We start from the raw sequence: 19,772 nt of genomic DNA, 5'->3' as shown, positions 1-19,772 counted from the left end.
ACGTCCATGGGCCCGTCGCGACTGGTGCTGGCTTCAGCAAGCCCGCGACGGCTGGACCTTCTGGCGCAGATCGGTGTCCAGCCCGATCTGGTGGCGGCCGCCGACCTGGACGAAACACCCTTACGCGACGAGACGCCCCGCCTGCTGGCGCTACGGCTGGCCAAGGCCAAGGCGAGTGCTGTCGCGGCAAACCAAGCAGACTCCTATGTTCTGGCTGCAGACACGGTGGTGGCTGTTGGCCGCAGGATACTGCCCAAGGCTGAAACAGAGGATGAGGTGCGTCAGTGCCTGACCCTGATGTCGGGCCGCGCCCACAAGGTGCTGACCGGTGTCTGTGTGATCGCGCCGGACGGAAGATCCGCGGCCCGACTTTCCGAAACCCGCCTGCACATGAAACGACTGACCAGCCAGGAAATCGAGGCCTATGTCGCGTCAGGTGAGGGCCTGGGCAAGGCTGGGGGATATGGAATTCAGGGCAGGGCTGGGGCCTTCATCATGGCGCTGGAGGGATCTTACACTGGGGTGGTGGGTCTGCCGGTCTACGAGACCGCCAACCTGCTGACAGGTCTTGGATATCGCCACGGATGACTGAGCGAAGCGCCTATCTGGACCGTGGAATCGGCGAGGACCGCGGGGTCATCCTGCTGGACGGTCGCGCGGAGCGGTTGCTGATCCGCCGCCAAGACGAAGACATCGGCCTGCAGGTCGGCGCCAGACTGGCCGGTCGTGTCCGCAAGGTCGAACCGGCCTTCGCTTCGGCCTTTCTGGACCTTGGCGAAGGGCGGGAAGCCATGATGGCCTTCAAGCCCGACAGCCGCCCGGTGGAAGGCCAGATGCTGGATGTGGAGATCCGAACCGCGCCGAGGCCGGGAAAGCTTGCGACAGTCAGGGTCATCGGCGAGGAGGATGGCGGGCCCCGTCTGCTGGCGCCAGCGCTGGATCTTGAGACCCTGCTTTGTACGCTCGGCAAGTGCGATGAGGTTGAATCCGGACCGGAAGCCCGGCGGATCGCCGATCTGGCCGAGGCGGAAGCTCTGGAAACCGTGCACCCCCTCGCCGGCGGTGGAAGTCTGGCGATCGAGCCCACCCGCGCCCTGGTCGCCATTGATGTGGACCTGGGGGATCGCAAGGGTCAGGACGCCAAACGCATCAGCCGGCAGGCCAATATGACGGCCCTGGCGGAATCCGCGCGGCTTCTGCGCCTTAAGGGGCTGGGCGGCATAGTCATCATTGATCTGGTGGGACGGGGGCATGACGCCCATGCCCTGCTGGCCGCCGCCCGTCTGGCCTTCGCCCCGGACAATCCCGGCGTCTCGATTGGCGCCGTGGGCAGGTTTGGCACGATGGAGCTGCTGATTCCCCGCCGCGACCGAAGCGTCCGGGACATCTTGCTGGATGAAGCTGGCCGGATGACGGACCAGACCCTGGCCCTGCGGCTGGTGCGGCTGGCGGAGACTGAAGCCCGGATGGATCCCGGCGGGCGACTTGTCGCCAAGGCCGAAACCGGTGTCGCCTCTGCTGCGCAGGAGTTCTTTTCAAGTTTGAGGGAAAAGGTCGGGAGTCGGGTGACCCTTTCGCCGCAGGATGGCTGGAACCGAACGCTCATGCAGGTGGCGCCGGCATGAAGAAGGTGACCTGCCCCATGTGCCGTCACGCCCCCACGCCGGACTATGCGCCGTTCTGTTCGCGCCGGTGCGCCAATCTCGATCTGCAGAAATGGCTGACGGGAAGCTATGTCCTGCCGGTCAATGAGGATGACGAAACCAAGATCGATGGCTCAGAAGACGAATCCTGACCTTCGGTCGCTGGACAGAGGCCCGACCCTCTTTTATAGACACGCCTCCCGCTACGGCGGGGTGCGCCTGGGTAGCTCAGTTGGTAGAGCAGCGGATTGAAAATCCGCGTGTCGGTGGTTCGAATCCGCCCCCAGGCACCATCCTTCCCTTACGTCCCGACTTGTCCTGACCTTGATCCTCGCGCCACAGTGCCGTGACGGGGCGTGAGTTCCCGTGGGGAGCCAGGATCATGACCGCCATTACCCGCCTGCTGATCGCCAATCGCGGCGAGATCGCCATCCGCATCAGCCGGGCGGCGCAGGAGCTGGGCATAACCGCTGTCGCGATCTTTTCAGAAGATGATGGCGCGGCGCTGCACGGGCGGCTGGCAGATGAGGCCATTGGTCTGAAGGGCGTGGGACCCAGGGCCTATCTCGACATTGAAGCGGTGGTCGCAGCGGCAATTGAGGCGCGGTGTGACGCCGTGCATCCCGGCTATGGGTTCCTGGCCGAGAACCCAGCCTTCGCCCGGGCTTGCGCCAAGGCAGGGCTGACCTTTGTCGGGCCCGATCCCGAAACCCTGGAACTGTTCGGCGACAAGGCGAAGGCCCGTGAACTGGCGGCCAGCCTTGGCGTCCCTTTGGCGCCCGCCACGGCCGGCGGCGCGAGCCTGGAGGATATCCGGGCCTTCAAGGCCAGCTTCGGGGCCGACATCATGATCAAGGCGGTAGCCGGGGGCGGCGGGCGGGGAATGCGGGCCGTTTCAGCCGCCGATGATCCTGCAGAGGCCTACGAAATCTGCGCCAGGGAGGCTGTGGCGGCCTTTGGCGACGGGCGGCTGTTTGCCGAGCGGTTTGTCGGTTCCGCCCGACATATCGAGGTCCAGATCCTGGGCGACGGCATTGAAGCCGTGGCAATTCACGACCGCGAATGTTCGATCCAGAGGCGAAACCAGAAGATCATTGAGGTCGCCCCTGCGCCGAACCTCTCCGATAAGCTCAGGGCGCGCCTGACGACCGCCGCCGTGGACCTGGCCCGTGCAGCGAAGGTGCGCGGCCTGACCACCATGGAGTTCCTTCTGGACGCCGCTGATGGCGAGACGGTCCTTTTCATCGAGGCCAATCCCCGGCTGCAGGTCGAGCACACCGTGACGGAGGCCGTGACCGGACTTGATCTCGTCCAGTTGCAACTGGCCATAGCTGCGGGCGCGACCATCAAGGATCTTGGCTTGGCGGAAGGCCCGCCCGTCGCCCTGGGCTTCGCCATTGAACTGAGGGTCAATCTTGAGACCCTGGCGGGCGACGGAAGCCTGACCAGCACGGCCGGCGCAGTGATCGGCCAGTATGAGCCGCCAAGCGGACCCGGGGTGCGGGTGGATGGGTATGGATATGGCGGCTATCGCACCAATCCTTCATTCGATTCCCTGATCGCCAAGCTGATCGTGCACAGCCCCTCGGGGGACTTCGCCGTGGCTGCAGCCAAGGCCTTGCGGGCTGTAGCAGAGTTCCGCTTGACCGGCCCCGGAACCAATCTCGGTCTGCTTCAGGCCCTGCTGGAGCGTGCGGAGGTCAGGTCTGCAACCGCGACCACGGGGTTCATCGAGGCCAACCTGGCAAGTCTCGCCGCGAGGGCCCTGGAATTGACGCCGGTCCCTGAAGCCCGGGACCTGGCTGCCGGGGTCAGCGTCGCGGTGGTCAACGGGCCATCCGGAACGATTTCGAGCCCGTCGCCAATGCGGGCGACCGTTGTTGGATTTGAGGTCGCTGAGGGCGACACGGTCAGGATTGGCCAGACCCTCGCCGTGCTTGAAGCCATGAAGATGCAGCATGTGGTCGCTGCCGCGCAGGCAGGGGTTGTGCGAATGCTGGCCTCGGCCGTCGGCGATGTCGTCGACGAAGGACAGGCCCTGGTCTTCATCGAGCCTGGTGACCAGTCTGAGGCGATCGAAGCCCGGGTGGAGGTCAACCTGGATTCCATCCGCCCTGACCTTGCGGCTGTCCTTGCGCGCCAGGCGCTGACCCTCGATGAGGCCCGTCCCGATTCTGTCGCCCGCCGGCGCAAGACCGGCCAGAGGACGGCCCGGGAGAATCTCGGCGACCTGTTTGATCCGGGCAGTTTCAACGAGTACGGCGCCCTGGCCATAGCCGCGCAGAAGCGACGCCGATCCCTTGAGGATCTCAGGAGCAATACGCCGGCGGACGGGATCATCACCGGGGTAGGGGAGGTGAATGGGCATCTCTTCCCGCCGGAAGTTTCCCGGTGCGTGGGTCTGGCCTATGATTTTACGGTCCTGGCAGGCACCCAGGGTCATTTCAGCCACAAGAAGACCGACCGCATCCTCGAGTTTGCGGAGCACTGGAAAACTCCGATCGTCTGGTTCACCGAGGGCGGCGGCGGTCGTCCTGGCGATGTTGATGTCACGACGGGCGCCTCATCCCTCGACACGACCAGCTTCACGACTTTCGCCCGTTTGTCGGGAAATGCGCCTCGCATAGCGGTGAATTCCGGTCGTTGCTTCGCAGGCAACGCCGTCTTCTTCGGGTGTGCGGACATCACCATTGCGACCCGATACTCGAATATCGGTCTGGGCGGTCCCGCCATGGTGGAGGGAGGCGGTCTTGGCGTCTTCACTGCCGATGAGATCGGTCCGTCGGAGGTCCAATGGAAGAACGGCGTCCTGGACGTGCTGGTTGAGGATGAAGCCGAGGCGGTCGCAGCGACCAAGCAGATCCTCTCGTGTTTTCAGGGGGCCGTCCCCACCTGGTCATGTCCGGATCAGCGGAAGCTGCGCCACCTGATCCCCGAGAACAGGGTCAGGGTCTATGACGTGAAGGCCGTGATCGAGACCCTGGCGGATGACGGCAGCTGGATCGAACTGCGCGGCGGCTACGGTCAGGGCATGATAACCGGCTTCCTGCGCGTTGAAGGCAGGCCCATGGGCGTCATCGCCAATGATCCCAGGTTCCTGGGCGGCGCCATTGACGGGGAGGGGGGCGAGAAGGCCGGCCGCTTCATGCAGATGTGTGATGCGTTCGGCGTCCCGATTCTCTCGCTCTGCGACACGCCTGGCTTCATGGTTGGCCCTGACAGTGAAATAGGCGCCGGGGTTCGTCGCGGGAGCCGGATGTTTGTCGTCGGGGCATCGCTCAGGGTTCCGTTCTTCACGGTCGTTCTGAGAAAGGGGTATGGTCTGGGCGCCCAGGCCATGTCGGCAGGCGATTTTTCGGCCCCCGCCATGATCGTCGCCTGGCCAACGGCGGAATTTGGTCCGATGGGCCTGGAGGGCGCAGTCCGGCTTGGCTATCGCAAGGAACTGGAGGCTGAACCGGACCTGGAAAAGCGCCAGGCCATGTTCGACGCCCGGCTTGCCCGGATGTATGAGGCTGGCAAGGCGGTCTCTGTTGCCGAGGTGCTTGAAATAGACGCGGTTATCGATCCCAAGGACACCCGCGCATGGCTGTCCCGCGGGTTGAAGGCGTGCCCGGTTGACCGCTCGGCCCCACGTCGGTCCTTTGTCGATGTCTGGTGACCCATCCAGGCCGACCACGCCCCGCGCAGACCTGCCGCAAATTTGTGCGCTGTCATTGAAGCGACCAGCCTGCTGACTATCTCTCAACATTGTACAGGACCAAGAATGCCGGCCGGAATTGCTGCACTGCGGCGTTTTTGGGGCAAAAATGGACAGCCAACCCCACTGAGCGGGGGAAAGTTTGTTGTGCATCGCAATAATCAGCGGATGTGTGTCGCAAAACCTTGCCCTCGGCGCGGTGCATGCCCCCTTGACCACTTCAAAAGGGATTGCCAAAGGACTTCTGCCGCCCGACTAACAAAGCGGTAAGACTTTCGGATCCCTGCGGGGAGCGAGGTCTGGCTCTGGACTGGATGCGTCCTCACCACACGGTGAAAACGACGTCAGAACAGAGACGGCGATTACCGCTTCGGTGCTTCGGACAGGTGACTGGACGTGGCAGCGGGCAAAATTCACTAGGGAAGAGACGCTCTGGCGCGACGACCCTCGGCCCAAACGTGCTAGACCAAGCAGGAACTGGCGACAGATGCTCGATATTAAACGAACGACTCCTTTCATCGCGCTCCTCGGCGCCATTGCGCTCATGAGCAGCGCCCCGGCTTTCGCCGCGGACCCCGCTCCCGCCGCTCCGGCTGCTGCTGACGCTGCTGCTCCGGCCGCTGCTGACGCCGCTGCACCGGCTGCCGAAGCCGCCGCTCCGGCCGCTGAAGCCGCTCCCGCGGAAGAACTTCCTCCGCAAATGAAGAACGCAGGCAAGGCCGGCGTCTTCCAGATGTTTATCGATGCCGACCCCGTCGTTAAGACGGTCATGATCGGTCTGCTGCTCTGCTCGGTCCTGTCCTGGGCCATTCTCGTGACCAAGGCCATCGAGTTCAACGGGCTGAACAAGACCGCCACCGCCTTCCTCGAAGCCTTCCGCGGCGCCAAGACGATCAACGAAATCGGCCGCACCGCTACTTCGGAAGAATTCGAAGGCAACCCGCTGGCCGACATGGCCGCCGCGGCTGCCCAGGAAGTTGAACTGTCGCGTCAGGCTGGCCTGGCCGTCAGCGGCGAACATCGCGAATCGACGCAGCATCGCGCCGAAGCCGCCGTGTCCGCCGTTCAGTCCTCGCTCGGCACACGCCTCTCCAGCGGCATGCAGTTCCTGGCTTCCGTCGGTTCCTCCGGTCCGTTCATCGGTCTGTTCGGCACCGTTTACGGGATCATGAACTCGTTCATCGGCATCGCGAACACCAACACGACCAACCTGGCCGTCGTCGCCCCCGGCATCGCCGAGGCTCTGCTCGCTACCGGCATCGGTCTCTTCGCCGCTATTCCGTCGGTTATCTTCTATAACTACTTCCAGACCCGCATCTCGGCCCTGGGAGCCCGTTCGGAAGGCTTCGTTTCGGAACTGATGAACGCTATCTCCCGCCAGCTCGACAAAGGGGCCTAAACCAGATGGGCGCCAAACTCTCAGGCTCTGGGGGTGGCAGGTACGCGGTTGAAGCGAACAGCGAGATCAATGTTACGCCCTTCGTGGACGTCATGCTGGTCCTTCTGATCATCTTCATGGTGGCGGCTCCAATGGCAGCCGTCACCGTCAAGGTCGAACTCGCGCCAGCTGTTGCAAAGCCAGACACGAAGTCACCTCCCAAGCCAGTCTATATCTCGATCCAGCCTACCGGCCGGATCTTCATTGGGGACTTTGCGACCGACATTTCCACTCTGGGTGATGATATGCGCACACAGATGGGTGGCCGTCGGGACCCGACCAAGGAGCGGATCTACATCCGCGCCGACAAGGACGTGGTCTATGGCGACTTCATGGGCGTTATGAACATGCTGCAGGACAATGGTTTCTACAGCGTGGCCCTGGTCGGCAAAGACGACAACAAACCGGGGGCAAAGTGACGCATGGCTGAAGACGCGACATTTTTGCATCACAACCCCTTCGACCCCCCCAAGCAGAAGTCCTCGGGGGCTATGGGCATAGCCTTGATCATCGCGATCGCAGCACACGCGATCGTCGGTTACATCATCTACAAGAAGAAGTTCGAGCTGAAGATTAAGCAGTACTCGGACGACGTCACTGACGTGCAGATGATCAAGCCGGTGGCCAAGCCTCCGCCGCCTCCGCCGCCTCCGCCGCCGAACACGCCGCCGCCGCCGCCACCAAAGCTGCAGCCGCGTCCTCCGGTGAACGTGCCGTCGGATCTGCCCACGATTCCGCCTCTGCCGGTTCCCCCGGTTGAGAAGCGCATCGAAGAGCCCAAGCCGCCGGCGCCCGCGCCGGAAGTGAAGCGCCCTTCGGTCATCTCCAATCCTGACTGGGCGCGTCGCCCGTCCGGAGAGGACATTGCCCGGTACTATCCTGACCGGGCGCAGCGGATGGGTGTCGAAGGCCGTGCGACGATCAGTTGCTCGGTTACGGCGAAGGGAACTCTGGAAGGGTGTTCCGTGGTCTCAGAAGATCCTGCAGACCAGGAATTCGGCTCGGCCGCCATGCGGATGAGCAAGCTCTTCAAGATGAAGCCCAAGGCCCTGGATGGCGCGCCAGTTGATGGTGGCACTGTCCGGATCCCGCTTCGCTTCACGCTTCCCAAGGAGTGATCCGAAAGGATCCATCCCAGGTGGGCTGATGAATTTGCCCCGGAGGTTCGCCTCCGGGGCTTTTTCTTTGTCCAATTTCCAAGGGGCCTCAGTCCCGACTTGATCGAAGGCCGGGGCCCGACTAGAACCCTCGTCTCGCGATAGGCCGCCTTAGCTCAGTTGGTTAGAGCGCTAGATTGTGGATCTAGAGGTCCTCGGTTCGAGCCCGAGAGGTGGTACCATCGCGAGCGACACCTTTCCGGTCGACGTCGCGGAACAGGCGGCGGAGTTCTGTCCATGAAACTCAAGACCCTCGTGATCGCCCTTGTCATGATGTGCACATCGCCTGCGCAAGCAGAGGCGCTTCTGTCGTTCCAGGACATCCTGGCCCTTCCCCATGGATCGGCCGCACAGCGGATCACCTATGGAAACGGTCCGCAGCAGTTCGGCGATCTGTACCTTCCGAAATCCAAAGGCCTGCATCCCCTTGTTGTCATGATCCATGGCGGCTGCTGGCGGGCAGACCTCCCGGGCCTTGAACTGCAGGCGCCGCTCAGCGAAGCCCTTGCTGCTCGCGGGTGGGCGGTATGGAATCTGGAATACCGGCGGCTCGGGCATGACGGAGCCGGATATCCAGGCACGTTTGAGGATGTTGGTCTGGGTATCGACAAGGTCAGTGACTTTGCGAGTTCCCGCAATATTGACCTGAAACGGGTTGTCTTCATGGGCCACTCTGCCGGAGGTCATCTGGCGGTGTGGGCGGCGGGGCGCAGCAGGTTGCCGGCCACAAGCCCACTTCATGCGGGCGAGCCCCTCGAGCCTCGTGCCGTGGTCAGCCTGGCGGGCATAATCGACCTAGAGTCCTACAAGGATCACGGACCGGACGCTTGCGGTGGTCCGGGCATTATTGACCGCCTGACAGGTTTTGAGACCCGGGGCGCCAAGGCCTTTGCTGATACCTCGCCCCCCAGATTCCTGCCCCTTGATCGGGGCCAGATGGTGGTTTCAGGCGCCCTGGACCCTATTGTTCCATCCTCATTTGGCGAAGCCTATGGCGCTGCGGCCATGAAGTCTGGCGATCCGGTTCAGGTCCTGACCATTCAGGGCGCCGGGCATTTTGAGTTGATCGCCCCCAAGTCGGCGGCCTGGATCCAGCTCTTTCCCCTCGTCGACGCCCTTGGCGAGCTTGGAGGTCGGCCGTGAGCGACGAACCGCGTCCCCGCAAGACTCTGAGCCTCAAGCCTGGCGTTGTGGTCACTCGTCCCCTGGGGCCCGAGCCGCTGGCGCCCTTGCGGCCTGCTCGGCCCTCCCGCCCGCCACGGGCGCAGAAACCGCCGCCTCCGCCGCCCCAGGTGTTCGGCTGGAAGTGCAAGCCCTGTGGACAGGGATTTGATCCTCCGACCGACGCGCCGGAGGACCAGGATGTCCGGTGCCCCAGCTGCAATGCCAGGGTCGGCAAGGTCGGCGACTTCGCCATGGACCCGCCGCCCAATCGCCTGAGGGCGCGCAGGGTCAAGACCGACCTTTGACAGGGGCGCTCGGGCAAGCGAAGACTGACGCAGACCCGGAAAGAAGGCGCTCATGTCGATCAATCGGCTTCCTGCAGTCATCACGACGCTGAACCCGTCGAACCACCCTTACCTCAACGGGGCCTGGACCCCTTTGCATGAAGAGGTCGATGTCGACGACCTGCAGGTTACCTTCGGGGCTATTCCCGATGACCTGGGCGGGATCTATCTGCGTAATACCGAGAACCAGATCCATCAGCCCCTTGGCCGTTATCACCCCTTTGATGGGGATGGCATGATCCACCAGATCGCCTTTTCCGGCGGTAAGGCGAGCTATCGGAACCGCTTCGTGCGCACCCGGGGATTCGCCGCCGAGCAGGAGGCCCGTGGCTCGTTGTGGGGTGGCCTGGCTGACCCGGTGCAATTGGCGAAAAGGCCGGGCTGGGGCGCCCATGGCTCCCTGAAGGACTCGTCCTCAACTGACATTGTTGTCCATGCCGGAAAGGCGCTCTCGACCTTTTATCAATGCGGCGAGGGGTACCGCCTGGATCCCCTTACGCTCGAGACGGAGGGCCTGGCGCCCTGGACGCCGATCGACGGGATTTCAGCCCATCCCAAGGTCGATGAGCACACTGGCGAGCTGATGTTCTTCAACTATTCAAAGCATGCGCCCTACCTGCACTACGGCCTGGTGGGGGCAGACGACAAACTCAAGGTCTACCAGCCGGTGCCGGTCCCCGGACCGAGGCTGCCCCATGACATGGCCTTCACCGAGAACTACGCCATTCTGAACGACCTACCGGCATTCTGGGATGCAAAACTGCTGGAGCGGAACATCCATGCCGTGCGGTTCCACGAGGGCATTCCGTCCCGGTTTGCGCTTGTTCCCCGGCAGGGTGGAGAGGTGCGGTGGTTTGAGGCTGCGCCGACCTATGTGCTGCACTGGCTGAACGCCTATGAGGACGGCGACGAGGTCATCCTTGATGGGTATTTCCAGGAGGATCCGACTCCGGCGCCCCATACGGATGCTCTGCCCGGCTATGAGCACATGATGGCCTTTCTGGATGAGCACAGCTTCCGCCCCAAGCTTCATCGCTGGCGCTTCAACCTGAATGACGGCTCGACCCGGGAAGAGCATCTTGATGAGCGGATCATGGAATTTGGCATGATCAACGCCAGGTATGCCGGACGGAAGTACCGCTACGGGTATTCAACGGTCGCCAAGCCCGGCTGGTTCCTGTTCACGGGCTTCGTCAAGACCGACCTGGAAACCCGGGAAAGTACGACCTTCATGCTGCCAGAAGGCGTCTATGCCAGCGAAGCCCCGTTCGCGCCCCGCATCGGGGCTGTGGACGAGGATGACGGATACCTGGTGAGCTTTCTGATCGACGAGAACCAGGGCCGGTCTGAGTGCGTTCTGCTGGACGCCAGGGACATAGCCAAGGGACCGATCTGCAGGATCGCCCTACCGCACAAGATCTCCAGCGGAACTCATGCGGTTTGGGCGGGTCGGGAAATGCTGGCCACCAGCACCTAAAGCTTTTTGGGCAGCATGGGAATGAACCCGGAGGTCCGCGCCACATAGTCCATGTATTCCGGACGCTTGCGGCGCATACGACCTTCAGTGGTGGGCACGCCGCTCCACTTTGTCAGGAGCAGGGTGATGAGGATCGGGCCTGGCAGGGAGGCTATGCCGATCGGGCCGGTTTCAGCGGCAATCAGGAAAAGACCCCACCAGACGCAGGCGTCGCCGAAATAGTTGGGGTGGCGGGTATAGCGCCAAAGGCCGGTATCCAGGATCTTGCCTTCATTGGCCGGATTTCCCTTGAAGCGCGCCAGCTGCCAATCGCCAACGGTTTCAAAGAAGATCCCGATGATGGCCAGCGACATGCCCGCCGTAGCCAGTTGACCCAGTTGCGTCGTCTGGGCGACCTGGCCGAGCTGGATCGGAAGACAGACAATGAACTGCAGGGGCGCCTGCAGGGCGAAGACAAGGATCAGGCTGGCCTTGGCAAAACCCCAGCCCCGCTCTGATTGAGCCTTGCCCATCATGGTGACATAGCGCCGATCCGGGCCATTCTTGCGCCAGCGCCAGAGCAGGTAAAGGCCCAGGCGCAATCCCCATATCGCGCAGAGAACTGTCAGGACCGTGGCGTGCGGTCCCCGTGCGCCGGTCATGAAGTAGGTGGATACGGCGACCACCACCATGCCCAGCGCCCAGAGGCTGTCGACGAAGCTGGGATCCTTGATGACGACATTGATCCCCCAGCACGCCAGGAAGAAGGCGCAAACGATCGCGAAGTTGGTCGCCAAGAGCTGGGCGATTTCCATGGGGGGAGCTCCTAAGTATGGCTGGCGGCGCGGACGCCGGTCTGGAGTTTGTCTGCAGTCAGATAAGGGGTCAAATCGCCGGCCTGGCGGTCAGGTCCGCCGCCCAGGCTGAGGCCGGCGCACCGCCACGCTGGGCTTCCATGACGCCGACATCAACATAGTCGCGCCAGGCGCAGATGAGGTTGCCGCGGAACTCCAGCACCCCGGCATAGGGGGTCGCGATGACCGTCCCGGATGTGGAAGTGTGTTCGTCCACGCCTTCAACAAAAAGACGGTCGCCGTTCTCAGCGAAGTCGAATATCCGCCAGTTGACGTTGGTTACCTGCGATTTGAAATTCTCGAGAAACTTCCGGGCCTTGGCCTTGCCGCGTATCGGCGGCGCGACGCCTGCGGCGTAGTGCCAGACAATGTCATCGGTCATGTGATCAAGCGCCCCATCGACATCGCCACGGGACCAGGCGGCGATCAGGGCCTTCATGACATCCAGCTTCAGGCTTGCTTGCTGCGCCATAGACTTTCCTCCGCACACCCTGTGACGCTTTTCACGTCATCAATACGAGCAAAGGGGGACATTGGATGCAAGTCAACGCGGCGGGGGCATTTTTGCCAGGTATTCCCGGATCAGATCCAGGCCCTCCTGGTGGATCAGGGATCGCCCCAGTTCCGGCATCATGACGCCGGGTTCAAGGGAAGCCATTCTGTAGAACAGGATGGACTGGTCCGGATCTCCCGGGGCGATGTCGAAATCCAATCCTCCCGATCCCCTACCGGCCGCCACAGGGCGCTTTCCCACACCAAGCTGGCTTGGCTTCTGCGTCTCCCAGTCGAGGAAGAGTCCGGAATTGCTGGCCATGCCTCGGGCGGAGTGACAATGGCCGCAATTGGCGTCGAGATAGGCGCGGGCCCGGTCAGCCAACGGGACCTGCAAGTCTGTCCAGTCCTCCGTTTTCGGAATCTTCTCCGGGGAAGGCAGACCAATCAGCAGACCTGCGTTTCGTAGATGCTGGAGCTGGTTTTCCTGACCCCCTGTATAGGTGTGCAAGCCATTGAGGTTGCGCGCCTTGGGCCCGATCGGAACGAGGGTTCCGGATTGGGAGTGGCATTCCTTGCACTGGTTCGTGTTGGGAACGGCATAGTCGATGGCCAGGGGGCGGCCGGACTTGTCCAGCGTATTGACCGTCAGGCGCGTGCCGGCGCGCTTGAGCACCGCCTCGGTCTGATCTGCATTCCAGACATAGGTTTGCGCCTCCCATCCCTTTGCCTTGCGGACGAGAATGCGGGTTTCCACGGAACGGGATGCTTCTCCCGGCCGGCGCAGGTCCGCCGGATAGGAGAAGGTCTTGACCAGGGTCGCGCCAACCGGAAGGTCAAGAACGCCCCTGGCGCGGTACCGGGCCGACCGGCCTGGCGGCAGGTAGAGATACCGTTCCTTGTCGGCATAGTCGGTGAACAGGGGCGTATTCAGGGAATAGGGCGTAACGCCCTCATTGGGACGGCGTCCACCTTCGTCCAGGAACAGCCGATAGGCTGCCAGTTTTGCGGCCGGCTTTTCCGCCATCAGGGCGGCAAGGTCCACCGGAGCTGGCGCGGCCCCAAGACAGGCAACCGCCGCAATCAGGGCGAAGAGCCGCCTCACGGCTTGAGTTTGGCCTGGGCCGCCGGCAGGACGACGGGCCTGGGTTCAGCCTGGCCGGGGGATCCCAGACTTGCCAGGACATCCGGATTGGCGGCGTCCAGGGCGCCGGCCTTGGGCAGGCGGAGATTGAGGACAGGCCCGTCCTTAAGCCAAAGCTTGACCGGGGCTGACACACCGCCAGCCTGGCTTACGCCATCCCAGAGAACCGGGGGCAGGGCGCCGCCGAGGGCCTTGGCGAGCATGGGGCCGCCAGCAAGATTGGGGTCCCAGCCATTGCGGCCAAATGTGTTGTCGCGAACCACCATGTCCCGCGGCAGGGGATTATAGGTCTTGTCCGTGAAGTCCTGGATGTAGGCGATGATCATCACGCCGGTGGTCTGGTTGCCGCTGATCGTGTTCTCAAACACATGGACATCGCGATTGGCCATGAGCATGACCCCGGTCCCCGTCGGAACACCGGCGACGATATTGCCCTTCGGAGCGAAGTTCGGCGTGTCATTGTCGATGACCTGATTTCGGAAGATCCGGGTGGAGTGTCCACCCATCTGGGGCAGATCCGGCAGGTCAAAGACCAGTATGCCGCCGGCGTTGCGGGTCGCGACATTGTCGTAGACGTCGGCGTTCATCGAGTTTTCGATCTCGATCCCGGCGACATTGAATTCGGCCCTGCTGTTGCGGACGATGATGTTCTTCGACTGCCCAACATAGATCCCGGCGTCGGAAGCGCCGCGCACGGTGACACGGTCGATGAGCACATTGGTGGAGGCCACGGGATAGACCCCATAGGCGCCATTGGTGGCCTTCGGGCCGCCTGTCCATTCGACGGTCAGGCTGAGGAAGCTGATCTGATCGACGCCCTTGGACTTGATCCCGTCCCCTCGGGAATCCTGGACCGTCAGGTCCCGGACCGTGACCCCGCTGGAGGTGATCAGCAGACCTTCTCCGGCGCCCTTCTGGCCGGCGAAGGAGAGTATGGTCCTGGCCTCTCCGGCGCCACGGACGGTCACATTGGGGATGTCCAGGGACAGACCATCGCTGAGGTCGAACCGCCCTGCGCCAAGGGCGACGACATCCCCTGGCCTTGCATCCAGCAGTGCGGTCTGCACCCGCTCCTGGGCGTCCGGACCGGCAGGGACCTCAAGGGTCTTTGCATTGGCCACGCCGGCCAGCAGCAGGCCGATCAGGGTAAGGGGCAGGGATTTCATGGCGTCCTCCTCAGGGCGTCTTGCGCGACCTATGCGGGCCAGATTGATCGTGTTACCGCGCGGAACGCAATCCTCTGTCTGCGGATCCGGGCCATGTCTGACAATCTCTATGAGTTGCTGTCCTCGCGCTTTCCTACGGCCCCGGATCGGGTCTGTTTCCGGCTGCTCGATGGGGAGTCCATTTCGTACAATCTTGTGCAGGCCAAGGTGGCGGCCATAGCCGGGCGACTGGTCGCTGAGGGGGTTGTCCCTGGCGACCGCGTGGCCCTGCAGGTTGAGAAGTCTCCGGAGGCGGTGATGATCTATCTCGCGACGCTCATGGCTGGCGCGGTCTTCCTTCCCCTGAACAGCGCCTACACCCCAGGGGAGGTGGATTACTTCCTGAAGGATGCCGAGCCCAGGCTCTTCATCCAGGACGCGGTGGGATATGTGGCGGGCGCACAGGATGCAGAGCCGCTCTCGAAGGCCGTGCCGCGGACATCAGCAGACCTGGCCTCGATCATCTACACCAGCGGCACGACCGGGCGCTCCAAGGGGGCCATGCTGACCCACGGCAATCTGGCGTCAAACGCCCTGGCCCTGCATCAGGCCTGGGGCTTTTCAGCAAGTGATGTCCTGCTCCACGCCCTGCCGATCTTTCACGTCCATGGTCTGTTTGTCGCCCTGCACTGCGCCTTCCTGTCCGGAACGCCCATGATCTGGTTGCCGAAGTTCGACGACGCCCAGGTGCTGAAGGGCCTGGCTGACGCAACCGTCATGATGGGCGTGCCGACCTTCTATACGCGCCTGCTGGCCAATCCCGACTTTACCCGGGAAAGGGCGGCGCACATGCGCCTGTTCGTCTGCGGATCTGCGCCCCTGCTGCCATCGACCTTCGCCGAGTTCCAGACGCGGACCGGTCAAACCATTCTTGAGCGCTACGGCATGAGCGAGGCTGTGATCATCACCACCAATCCGCTGACCGGTGACCGGCTGGCTGGGAGTGTGGGCTATCCCCTGCCGGGAGTGGATCTTCGGATCGGCGGCGGGGAGGAGACCGGGGTCATCGAGATCAAGGGGCCCAGCGTCTTTTCGGCCTATTGGCGCATGCCGGAAAAGACCACCGAGGAGTTCACGGCCGACGGCTATTTCATAACCGGCGATGTGGGGCGCCGCGATCCCGACGGGCGGGTCTGGATTTCGGGGCGGGCCAAGGACCTGATCATTTCGGGGGGCTTCAATGTCTATCCCAAGGAGATCGAACTAATCCTCGATGAGATGGACGGGGTCACGGAGTCCGCCGTCATAGGCCTGCCCCACCCCGATTTCGGGGAAGCGGTGTGCGCCGTGGTGATCGGCAAGGGCGACGATGCGGCCATGATCGCCGCTTGCCGGACCCAGCTGGCCGCCTTCAAGGCGCCCAAGCGGATATTCTTCGTGGAAGATCTGCCACGTAATGCGATGGGCAAGGTCCAGAAGAACCTGCTGCGGGAGCGGTATGCGGGGACGTTTGAGGGCTAGGCAAGGCCAAAGTCAGCCTTCGATTTCAGTTGAGGCCTGAACAGCAAAAGGGCCGCCCCTTGCGAGACGGCCCCAAAACTCTCTTGCTGAACATCCAGCCTAGATGAAGTTGGTAGCAACCAGATTGGCCGCAGACACACCTGTCAGCTTGATGGCCAAGCCTATCGCGTTGTTCCCGCCATTGTCGATGAAGACATAGGCGTCGGCGCCAACCGTGACGGCGACAATATCCGTATTGCCTGTGCTGATCAGGGCCGCAGCTGCGGTCTGAGCCAGCGCATAGGTCGCGAAGACATTGCTGTTCACGAAGTTGGCGGCGCTTCCGACAACGGTTGAGGAGATGATGTCGCCACCTGCGCCGGCCGTGAAGTCGGTGATGGTGTCTGGCGTCGCGCTGATCGAGGTGCCGGGCGTGAATACGAAACGGTCAATTCCGCCGCCGCCGGTAAGCTTGTCCACGTCGAGGCCACCGGCAATGGTGTCATTGCCTATGCCTCCGGCAATGGTATCCGCTCCGTTGCCGCCGTCGATCGAATCATTGCCGTTAATCGTGTCTATGATCGAGTCCGCACCGTCGCCGCCGGTAATTGTGTCGTTACCCGTGCCGCCGGTCAGCAAGTCATCGCCGATGCCGCCATCGATGATGCAGTTGCCGGAACCCACACTGATCCCCGTCGCGGTGATCGTATCGTTCCCTTCTCCGCCGATCAGGGTGTCATTGCCATTTTGACCATAGATGGAGTCATTGCCGGCCGCTCCAGCGATCGAGAAATCGCCTGACAGGCCTCGGACGGTGTCATTTCCATCCCCTGCGTCGATTGAATCGTTAGATGCAAAAATTACCTGGTTGAAACTGTCATTGCCGGCGCCAAGGGAGATGACGTCATTGCCGCCCCCAGCCGTCAGAGTGTCGTTGCCGTCGCCCATGGAGATAGTGTCATTTCCGGACGACGTATCATTGAGATTGTCGTCTCCAGCCCCTGCATCGATGGAGGACTTGCCAGACCCGGTCTGGGTGATGGAGTCGTTGCCTTCTCCGCCGACCATTGTGTCTGACCCGCCCCCTCCGGACAGCCAGTCATTGCCAATGCCGCCATCGAGGCTGTCGTTGGACGAACCGCCTGTGAGGGAGTCGTTGCCGTCTTCGCCGAGCAGGGTTGCTCCACCGCCAGAGCTTGCCGTCAGGGTGTCATTCCCAAGATTGCCGTTCAGGAAGTCGACACCGCCGGTGCTGCTGAGATTGTCATCTCCCTGACCACCGAGCAGAGTGTCATTACCTTGTCCGCCGACAAGCGTATCATCGCCCAGATTTCCAGTGGCCCAGTTCGTGCCTTCGCCAAGGTCGATATTGTCGTTCCCCTGACCGCCATAGAGGCTGTCATTGCCACCTGCAGCCGTGATGGTGTCATTGCCCGCATTACCGTTGACGGTATTGGCTCCTCCGGCAGCATTGATGGAGTCATTGCCGGCACCACCGAAGACAAATTCATTGCCGGCGCCGCCGAGAACCTTGTCATTGCCGTCGCCAGCATCGATGGAGTCATTGCCGCCAGCTGAGTTGTCGACAGAGTCATTGCCGCCTTCACCGAAGATGGTGGAGGTATTGGTGCCGTCACTACCATCGGTGATGGTGTCATCGCCCAGGTTGCCGTTCAGGAAGTTGGCGCCTGCGCCACCGCTGACCGTGTCATCGCCTTGACCGCCGAGCAGGGTGTCGGCGTCGGCGCCGCCGAGGATGCTGTCATTACCCAGGTTGCCGTTGACGTTGTTGGCGCCGTCGCCGGCCGTCACGGAGTCGTTGTCCTTGCCGCCGTAGATCACGTCGGCGCTGCTGCTGCCGGTGATGGTGTCGTCGCCGGCATTGCCCTGAATGGTGTCCGAGCCCTTGTTGGCCACGCCACCCGCGCTGCTGATGGTGTCATTTCCGCCGCCGCCATAGATCACGTCGGTGGTGGTCGCGCCCGTTAGCCAGGCATCATTGGCCGAACCGCCCAGGAGCAGCTTGGAGCCGTCCGAGAAGATCAGACCGCCGGTCGCCGAGGTGAAGCCGTCAAAGCTGCTGGTCGCGCCAAATTCCTTGGTCACGCCACCAAAGGTGATCGAAATGTGCGCAGGAATGGCCGGTGATGCACCGGAAGCCGCTACGGCGGCAATATAGGTCACGCTTGCGTCGGTGTTCTTGGAACCCGCCGTCGAGAACACCAGGGTGTCAGCTGCAGTAAAGCCGGCCGCTTGGGTCGCCGTAATTGTTTCGAAGAAGTAGCTTGTTCCGGCTAGGGCCATTTTACGCTCCTGAATCTCGTCACCCGGACGAGAAAATCAAACACCATCCGCGCCCCATCGAGGGCAGGAATGGCTCGATATCACTCGGGGGCGGGCTTAAGAAAGCAGAAACCCCGCCTTCGGCTCCGGAAGGCCTAATTTGACGCTACATTTTGCCGGTCGTGTCCGGCAGGCCCAGAATGCGCTTGGAAATGATGTTGTTCTGAACTTCCGACGATCCGCCGGCGATGGTCGAGGACTTGATCCTCAGCCAGATGCGCTGGGCCTCCCGTTCTTCCGGGGTGTAGTCGCCTTCCCAGCCCAGGCCGCGATTGCCCATGGCTTCGACCATCATTTCGCAGTGGTCCGTGGCGATCTTTGAATTGGCGTTCTTCATGATCGAGGTGGCCGCGGTCGGGCCATTGCCGCTGCGGGCCTCGGCGGCCACCCGCTGCAGGGTCAGGGCGAAGGCCCTGGCGTCCATGTCGTGCTGGACCAGGCGGGTCCGGAAGTCAGGGTCGGCCAGACGGTTGTCCTCATCGAGGCCGATGTAGTTTTTGGCAGCATTCCGCAGATCGGCAGGGTCGAAACGGGGCCGGCCGTCGCCGCCGCCGGACAGGCCATTGCGCTCATGCTGAAGCAGGCGCTTGCCGACGGTCCAACCGCCATTCAGGGGGCCGACCAGGTTTTCCTTGGGCACCTTCACATCGGTGAAGAAGGTCTCGCAGAAGGGCGAGCTGCCGGAAATCAGCAGGATGGGCCGGGTCTCGACCCCCGGGGTGCGCATGTCGATCAGCAGGAAGCTGATACCCTCATGCTTCTTGGTCGGATCTGTCCGGGTCAGGCAGAAACACCAGTCGGCGTACTGGGCGCCGGAGGTCCAGATCTTCTGACCATTGACCAGGAAGTGGTCGCCCTTGTCCTCGGCCTTGGTCTGCAGGCTAGCCAGATCGGAGCCGGCGCCCGGCTCGGAATATCCCTGGCACCAGCGCTTCTCGCCCCGGACGATCGGGGGGATGTGCCTCTGCTTCTGCTCTTCATTGCCATATTCCAGCAGGGTGGGACCGAACATCATGACCCCCATGCCGCCAATGGGGTTCCAGGCGCCGATGGCCCGCATTTCCGCTTGCAGAACCCGCGTCTCGGCAGGGGTCAGGCCGCCGCCACAATAGGCCCTGGGCCAGGTGGGCGTGCCCCAACCCTTGGCGCCCATGGCCTCTTTCCAGATCTTGTAGTCGCCCTCGACCGGAACCGGCGCCTCGGACGCCGCGATATCGCCCCGGTCCTTCAGGGAAGGCGGGAAGTTGGCGGCCAGCCAGGACCTTGCTTCCGCCCGGAATGCCTCGAGTTCAGTTGCGCCGAAATCAGCCATGGTCAGTCCTCCGCGGGTCCGGCCTGTTTCTGCGCCGGTCTTTGGGCTTAGAAGAGAACCGGGCGCGGCTTGTGTCAACG

At 62.8% G+C, this 19,772-nt stretch carries 17 protein-coding genes and 2 tRNA genes; 13 read left to right on the top strand and 6 right to left on the bottom strand.

Features of this window, described 5'->3' with window-relative positions; translation table 11 throughout:
* The first annotated feature begins 6 nt into the window (after positions 1-6).
* The 12 genes from maf (at position 7) to CFE28_12505 (ending at position 10,923) form a co-directional block, all read left to right on the top strand.
* Positions 7-588 carry a septum formation protein Maf gene (maf, locus tag CFE28_12560; GenBank protein ID OYU70750.1) on the top strand — a complete coding sequence of 194 codons (582 nt, stop codon included), beginning with the start codon at positions 7-9 and terminating at the stop codon, positions 586-588.
* Positions 585-1,625 (top strand): RNA-binding protein, encoded by a 1,041-nt coding sequence (locus tag CFE28_12555; protein OYU70749.1) that lies wholly within the window; start codon positions 585-587, stop codon positions 1,623-1,625. Before maf ends, CFE28_12555 begins: the two co-directional genes overlap by 4 nt.
* On the top strand, positions 1,622-1,795 hold the full coding sequence (locus CFE28_12550) for a DNA gyrase inhibitor YacG (protein ID OYU70748.1): 174 nt from the start codon (positions 1,622-1,624) through the stop codon (positions 1,793-1,795). The genes CFE28_12555 and CFE28_12550 overlap by 4 nt, the downstream gene beginning before the upstream one ends.
* 65 nt (positions 1,796-1,860) lie before the next feature.
* Positions 1,861-1,936, top strand: a tRNA-Phe gene (locus CFE28_12545).
* Positions 1,937-2,025: 89 nt separating this feature from the next.
* Positions 2,026-5,304: a carbamoyl-phosphate synthase large subunit gene (locus CFE28_12540; protein ID OYU70747.1), complete on the top strand. Its 3,279-nt coding sequence runs from the start codon at positions 2,026-2,028 to the stop codon at positions 5,302-5,304.
* A gap of 526 nt (positions 5,305-5,830) precedes the next feature.
* The gene (exbB, locus tag CFE28_12535; protein ID OYU70746.1) at positions 5,831-6,742 is read left to right on the top strand and encodes a tonB-system energizer ExbB; all 912 of its coding nucleotides are present in this window, start codon (positions 5,831-5,833) and stop codon (positions 6,740-6,742) included.
* A gap of 5 nt (positions 6,743-6,747) precedes the next feature.
* On the top strand, positions 6,748-7,200 hold the full coding sequence (locus tag CFE28_12530) for a biopolymer transporter ExbD (GenBank protein ID OYU70745.1): 453 nt from the start codon (positions 6,748-6,750) through the stop codon (positions 7,198-7,200).
* 3 nt (positions 7,201-7,203) lie between these two features.
* Entirely contained in the window at positions 7,204-7,899 is a 696-nt protein-coding gene (locus tag CFE28_12525; GenBank protein OYU70744.1) for an energy transducer TonB, read from the top strand.
* 144 nt (positions 7,900-8,043) lie between these two features.
* A tRNA-His gene (locus CFE28_12520) sits at positions 8,044-8,120 on the top strand.
* Between the two features lie 55 nt (positions 8,121-8,175).
* Entirely contained in the window at positions 8,176-9,081 is a 906-nt protein-coding gene (locus CFE28_12515; protein ID OYU70743.1) for a hypothetical protein, read from the top strand.
* On the top strand, positions 9,078-9,407 hold the full coding sequence (locus CFE28_12510; protein ID OYU70742.1) for a hypothetical protein: 330 nt from the start codon (positions 9,078-9,080) through the stop codon (positions 9,405-9,407). Before CFE28_12515 ends, CFE28_12510 begins: the two co-directional genes overlap by 4 nt.
* Positions 9,408-9,459: 52 nt before the next feature.
* Positions 9,460-10,923, top strand: coding sequence for an apocarotenoid-15,15'-oxygenase (locus CFE28_12505; protein ID OYU70741.1), 1,464 nt, complete (start codon positions 9,460-9,462; stop codon positions 10,921-10,923).
* Here CFE28_12505 and CFE28_12500 read toward each other — a convergent pair.
* From CFE28_12500 to CFE28_12485, 4 genes are all read right to left on the bottom strand, one after another.
* Positions 10,920-11,717 (bottom strand): hypothetical protein, encoded by a 798-nt coding sequence (locus CFE28_12500; protein ID OYU70740.1) that lies wholly within the window; start codon positions 11,715-11,717, stop codon positions 10,920-10,922. The genes CFE28_12505 and CFE28_12500 overlap by 4 nt on opposite strands.
* A gap of 70 nt (positions 11,718-11,787) precedes the next feature.
* Complete coding sequence (locus CFE28_12495) at positions 11,788-12,228, bottom strand: limonene-1,2-epoxide hydrolase (GenBank protein ID OYU70739.1); 441 nt, start codon at positions 12,226-12,228, stop codon at positions 11,788-11,790.
* A gap of 72 nt (positions 12,229-12,300) precedes the next feature.
* Entirely contained in the window at positions 12,301-13,353 is a 1,053-nt protein-coding gene (locus CFE28_12490; GenBank protein ID OYU70738.1) for a hypothetical protein, read from the bottom strand.
* Entirely contained in the window at positions 13,350-14,558 is a 1,209-nt protein-coding gene (locus tag CFE28_12485) for a hypothetical protein (protein OYU70737.1), read from the bottom strand. The genes CFE28_12490 and CFE28_12485 overlap by 4 nt, the downstream gene beginning before the upstream one ends.
* Positions 14,559-14,651: 93 nt before the next feature.
* On the opposite strand from CFE28_12485, the gene CFE28_12480 reads away from it, so the two are divergent.
* Positions 14,652-16,058 (top strand): malonyl-CoA synthase, encoded by a 1,407-nt coding sequence (locus tag CFE28_12480; GenBank protein OYU70736.1) that lies wholly within the window; start codon positions 14,652-14,654, stop codon positions 16,056-16,058.
* Positions 16,059-16,157: 99 nt separating this feature from the next.
* On the opposite strand, the gene CFE28_12475 is transcribed toward CFE28_12480, so the two are convergent.
* Both CFE28_12475 and CFE28_12470 read right to left on the bottom strand, forming a co-directional pair.
* Entirely contained in the window at positions 16,158-18,341 is a 2,184-nt protein-coding gene (locus tag CFE28_12475; GenBank protein OYU70735.1) for a hypothetical protein, read from the bottom strand.
* A gap of 145 nt (positions 18,342-18,486) precedes the next feature.
* On the bottom strand, positions 18,487-19,692 hold the full coding sequence (locus CFE28_12470; GenBank protein OYU70734.1) for an acyl-CoA dehydrogenase: 1,206 nt from the start codon (positions 19,690-19,692) through the stop codon (positions 18,487-18,489).
* Positions 19,693-19,772: the final 80 nt, after the last annotated feature.

It is taken from the genome of Alphaproteobacteria bacterium PA2, from assembly GCA_002256425.1.
In the GTDB taxonomy this organism is placed as follows: Bacteria; Pseudomonadota; Alphaproteobacteria; order Caulobacterales; family Caulobacteraceae; genus Phenylobacterium.
Note: the sequence above shows the minus strand (reverse complement) of the source record. Positions and strands in the feature narration are given on the sequence as shown.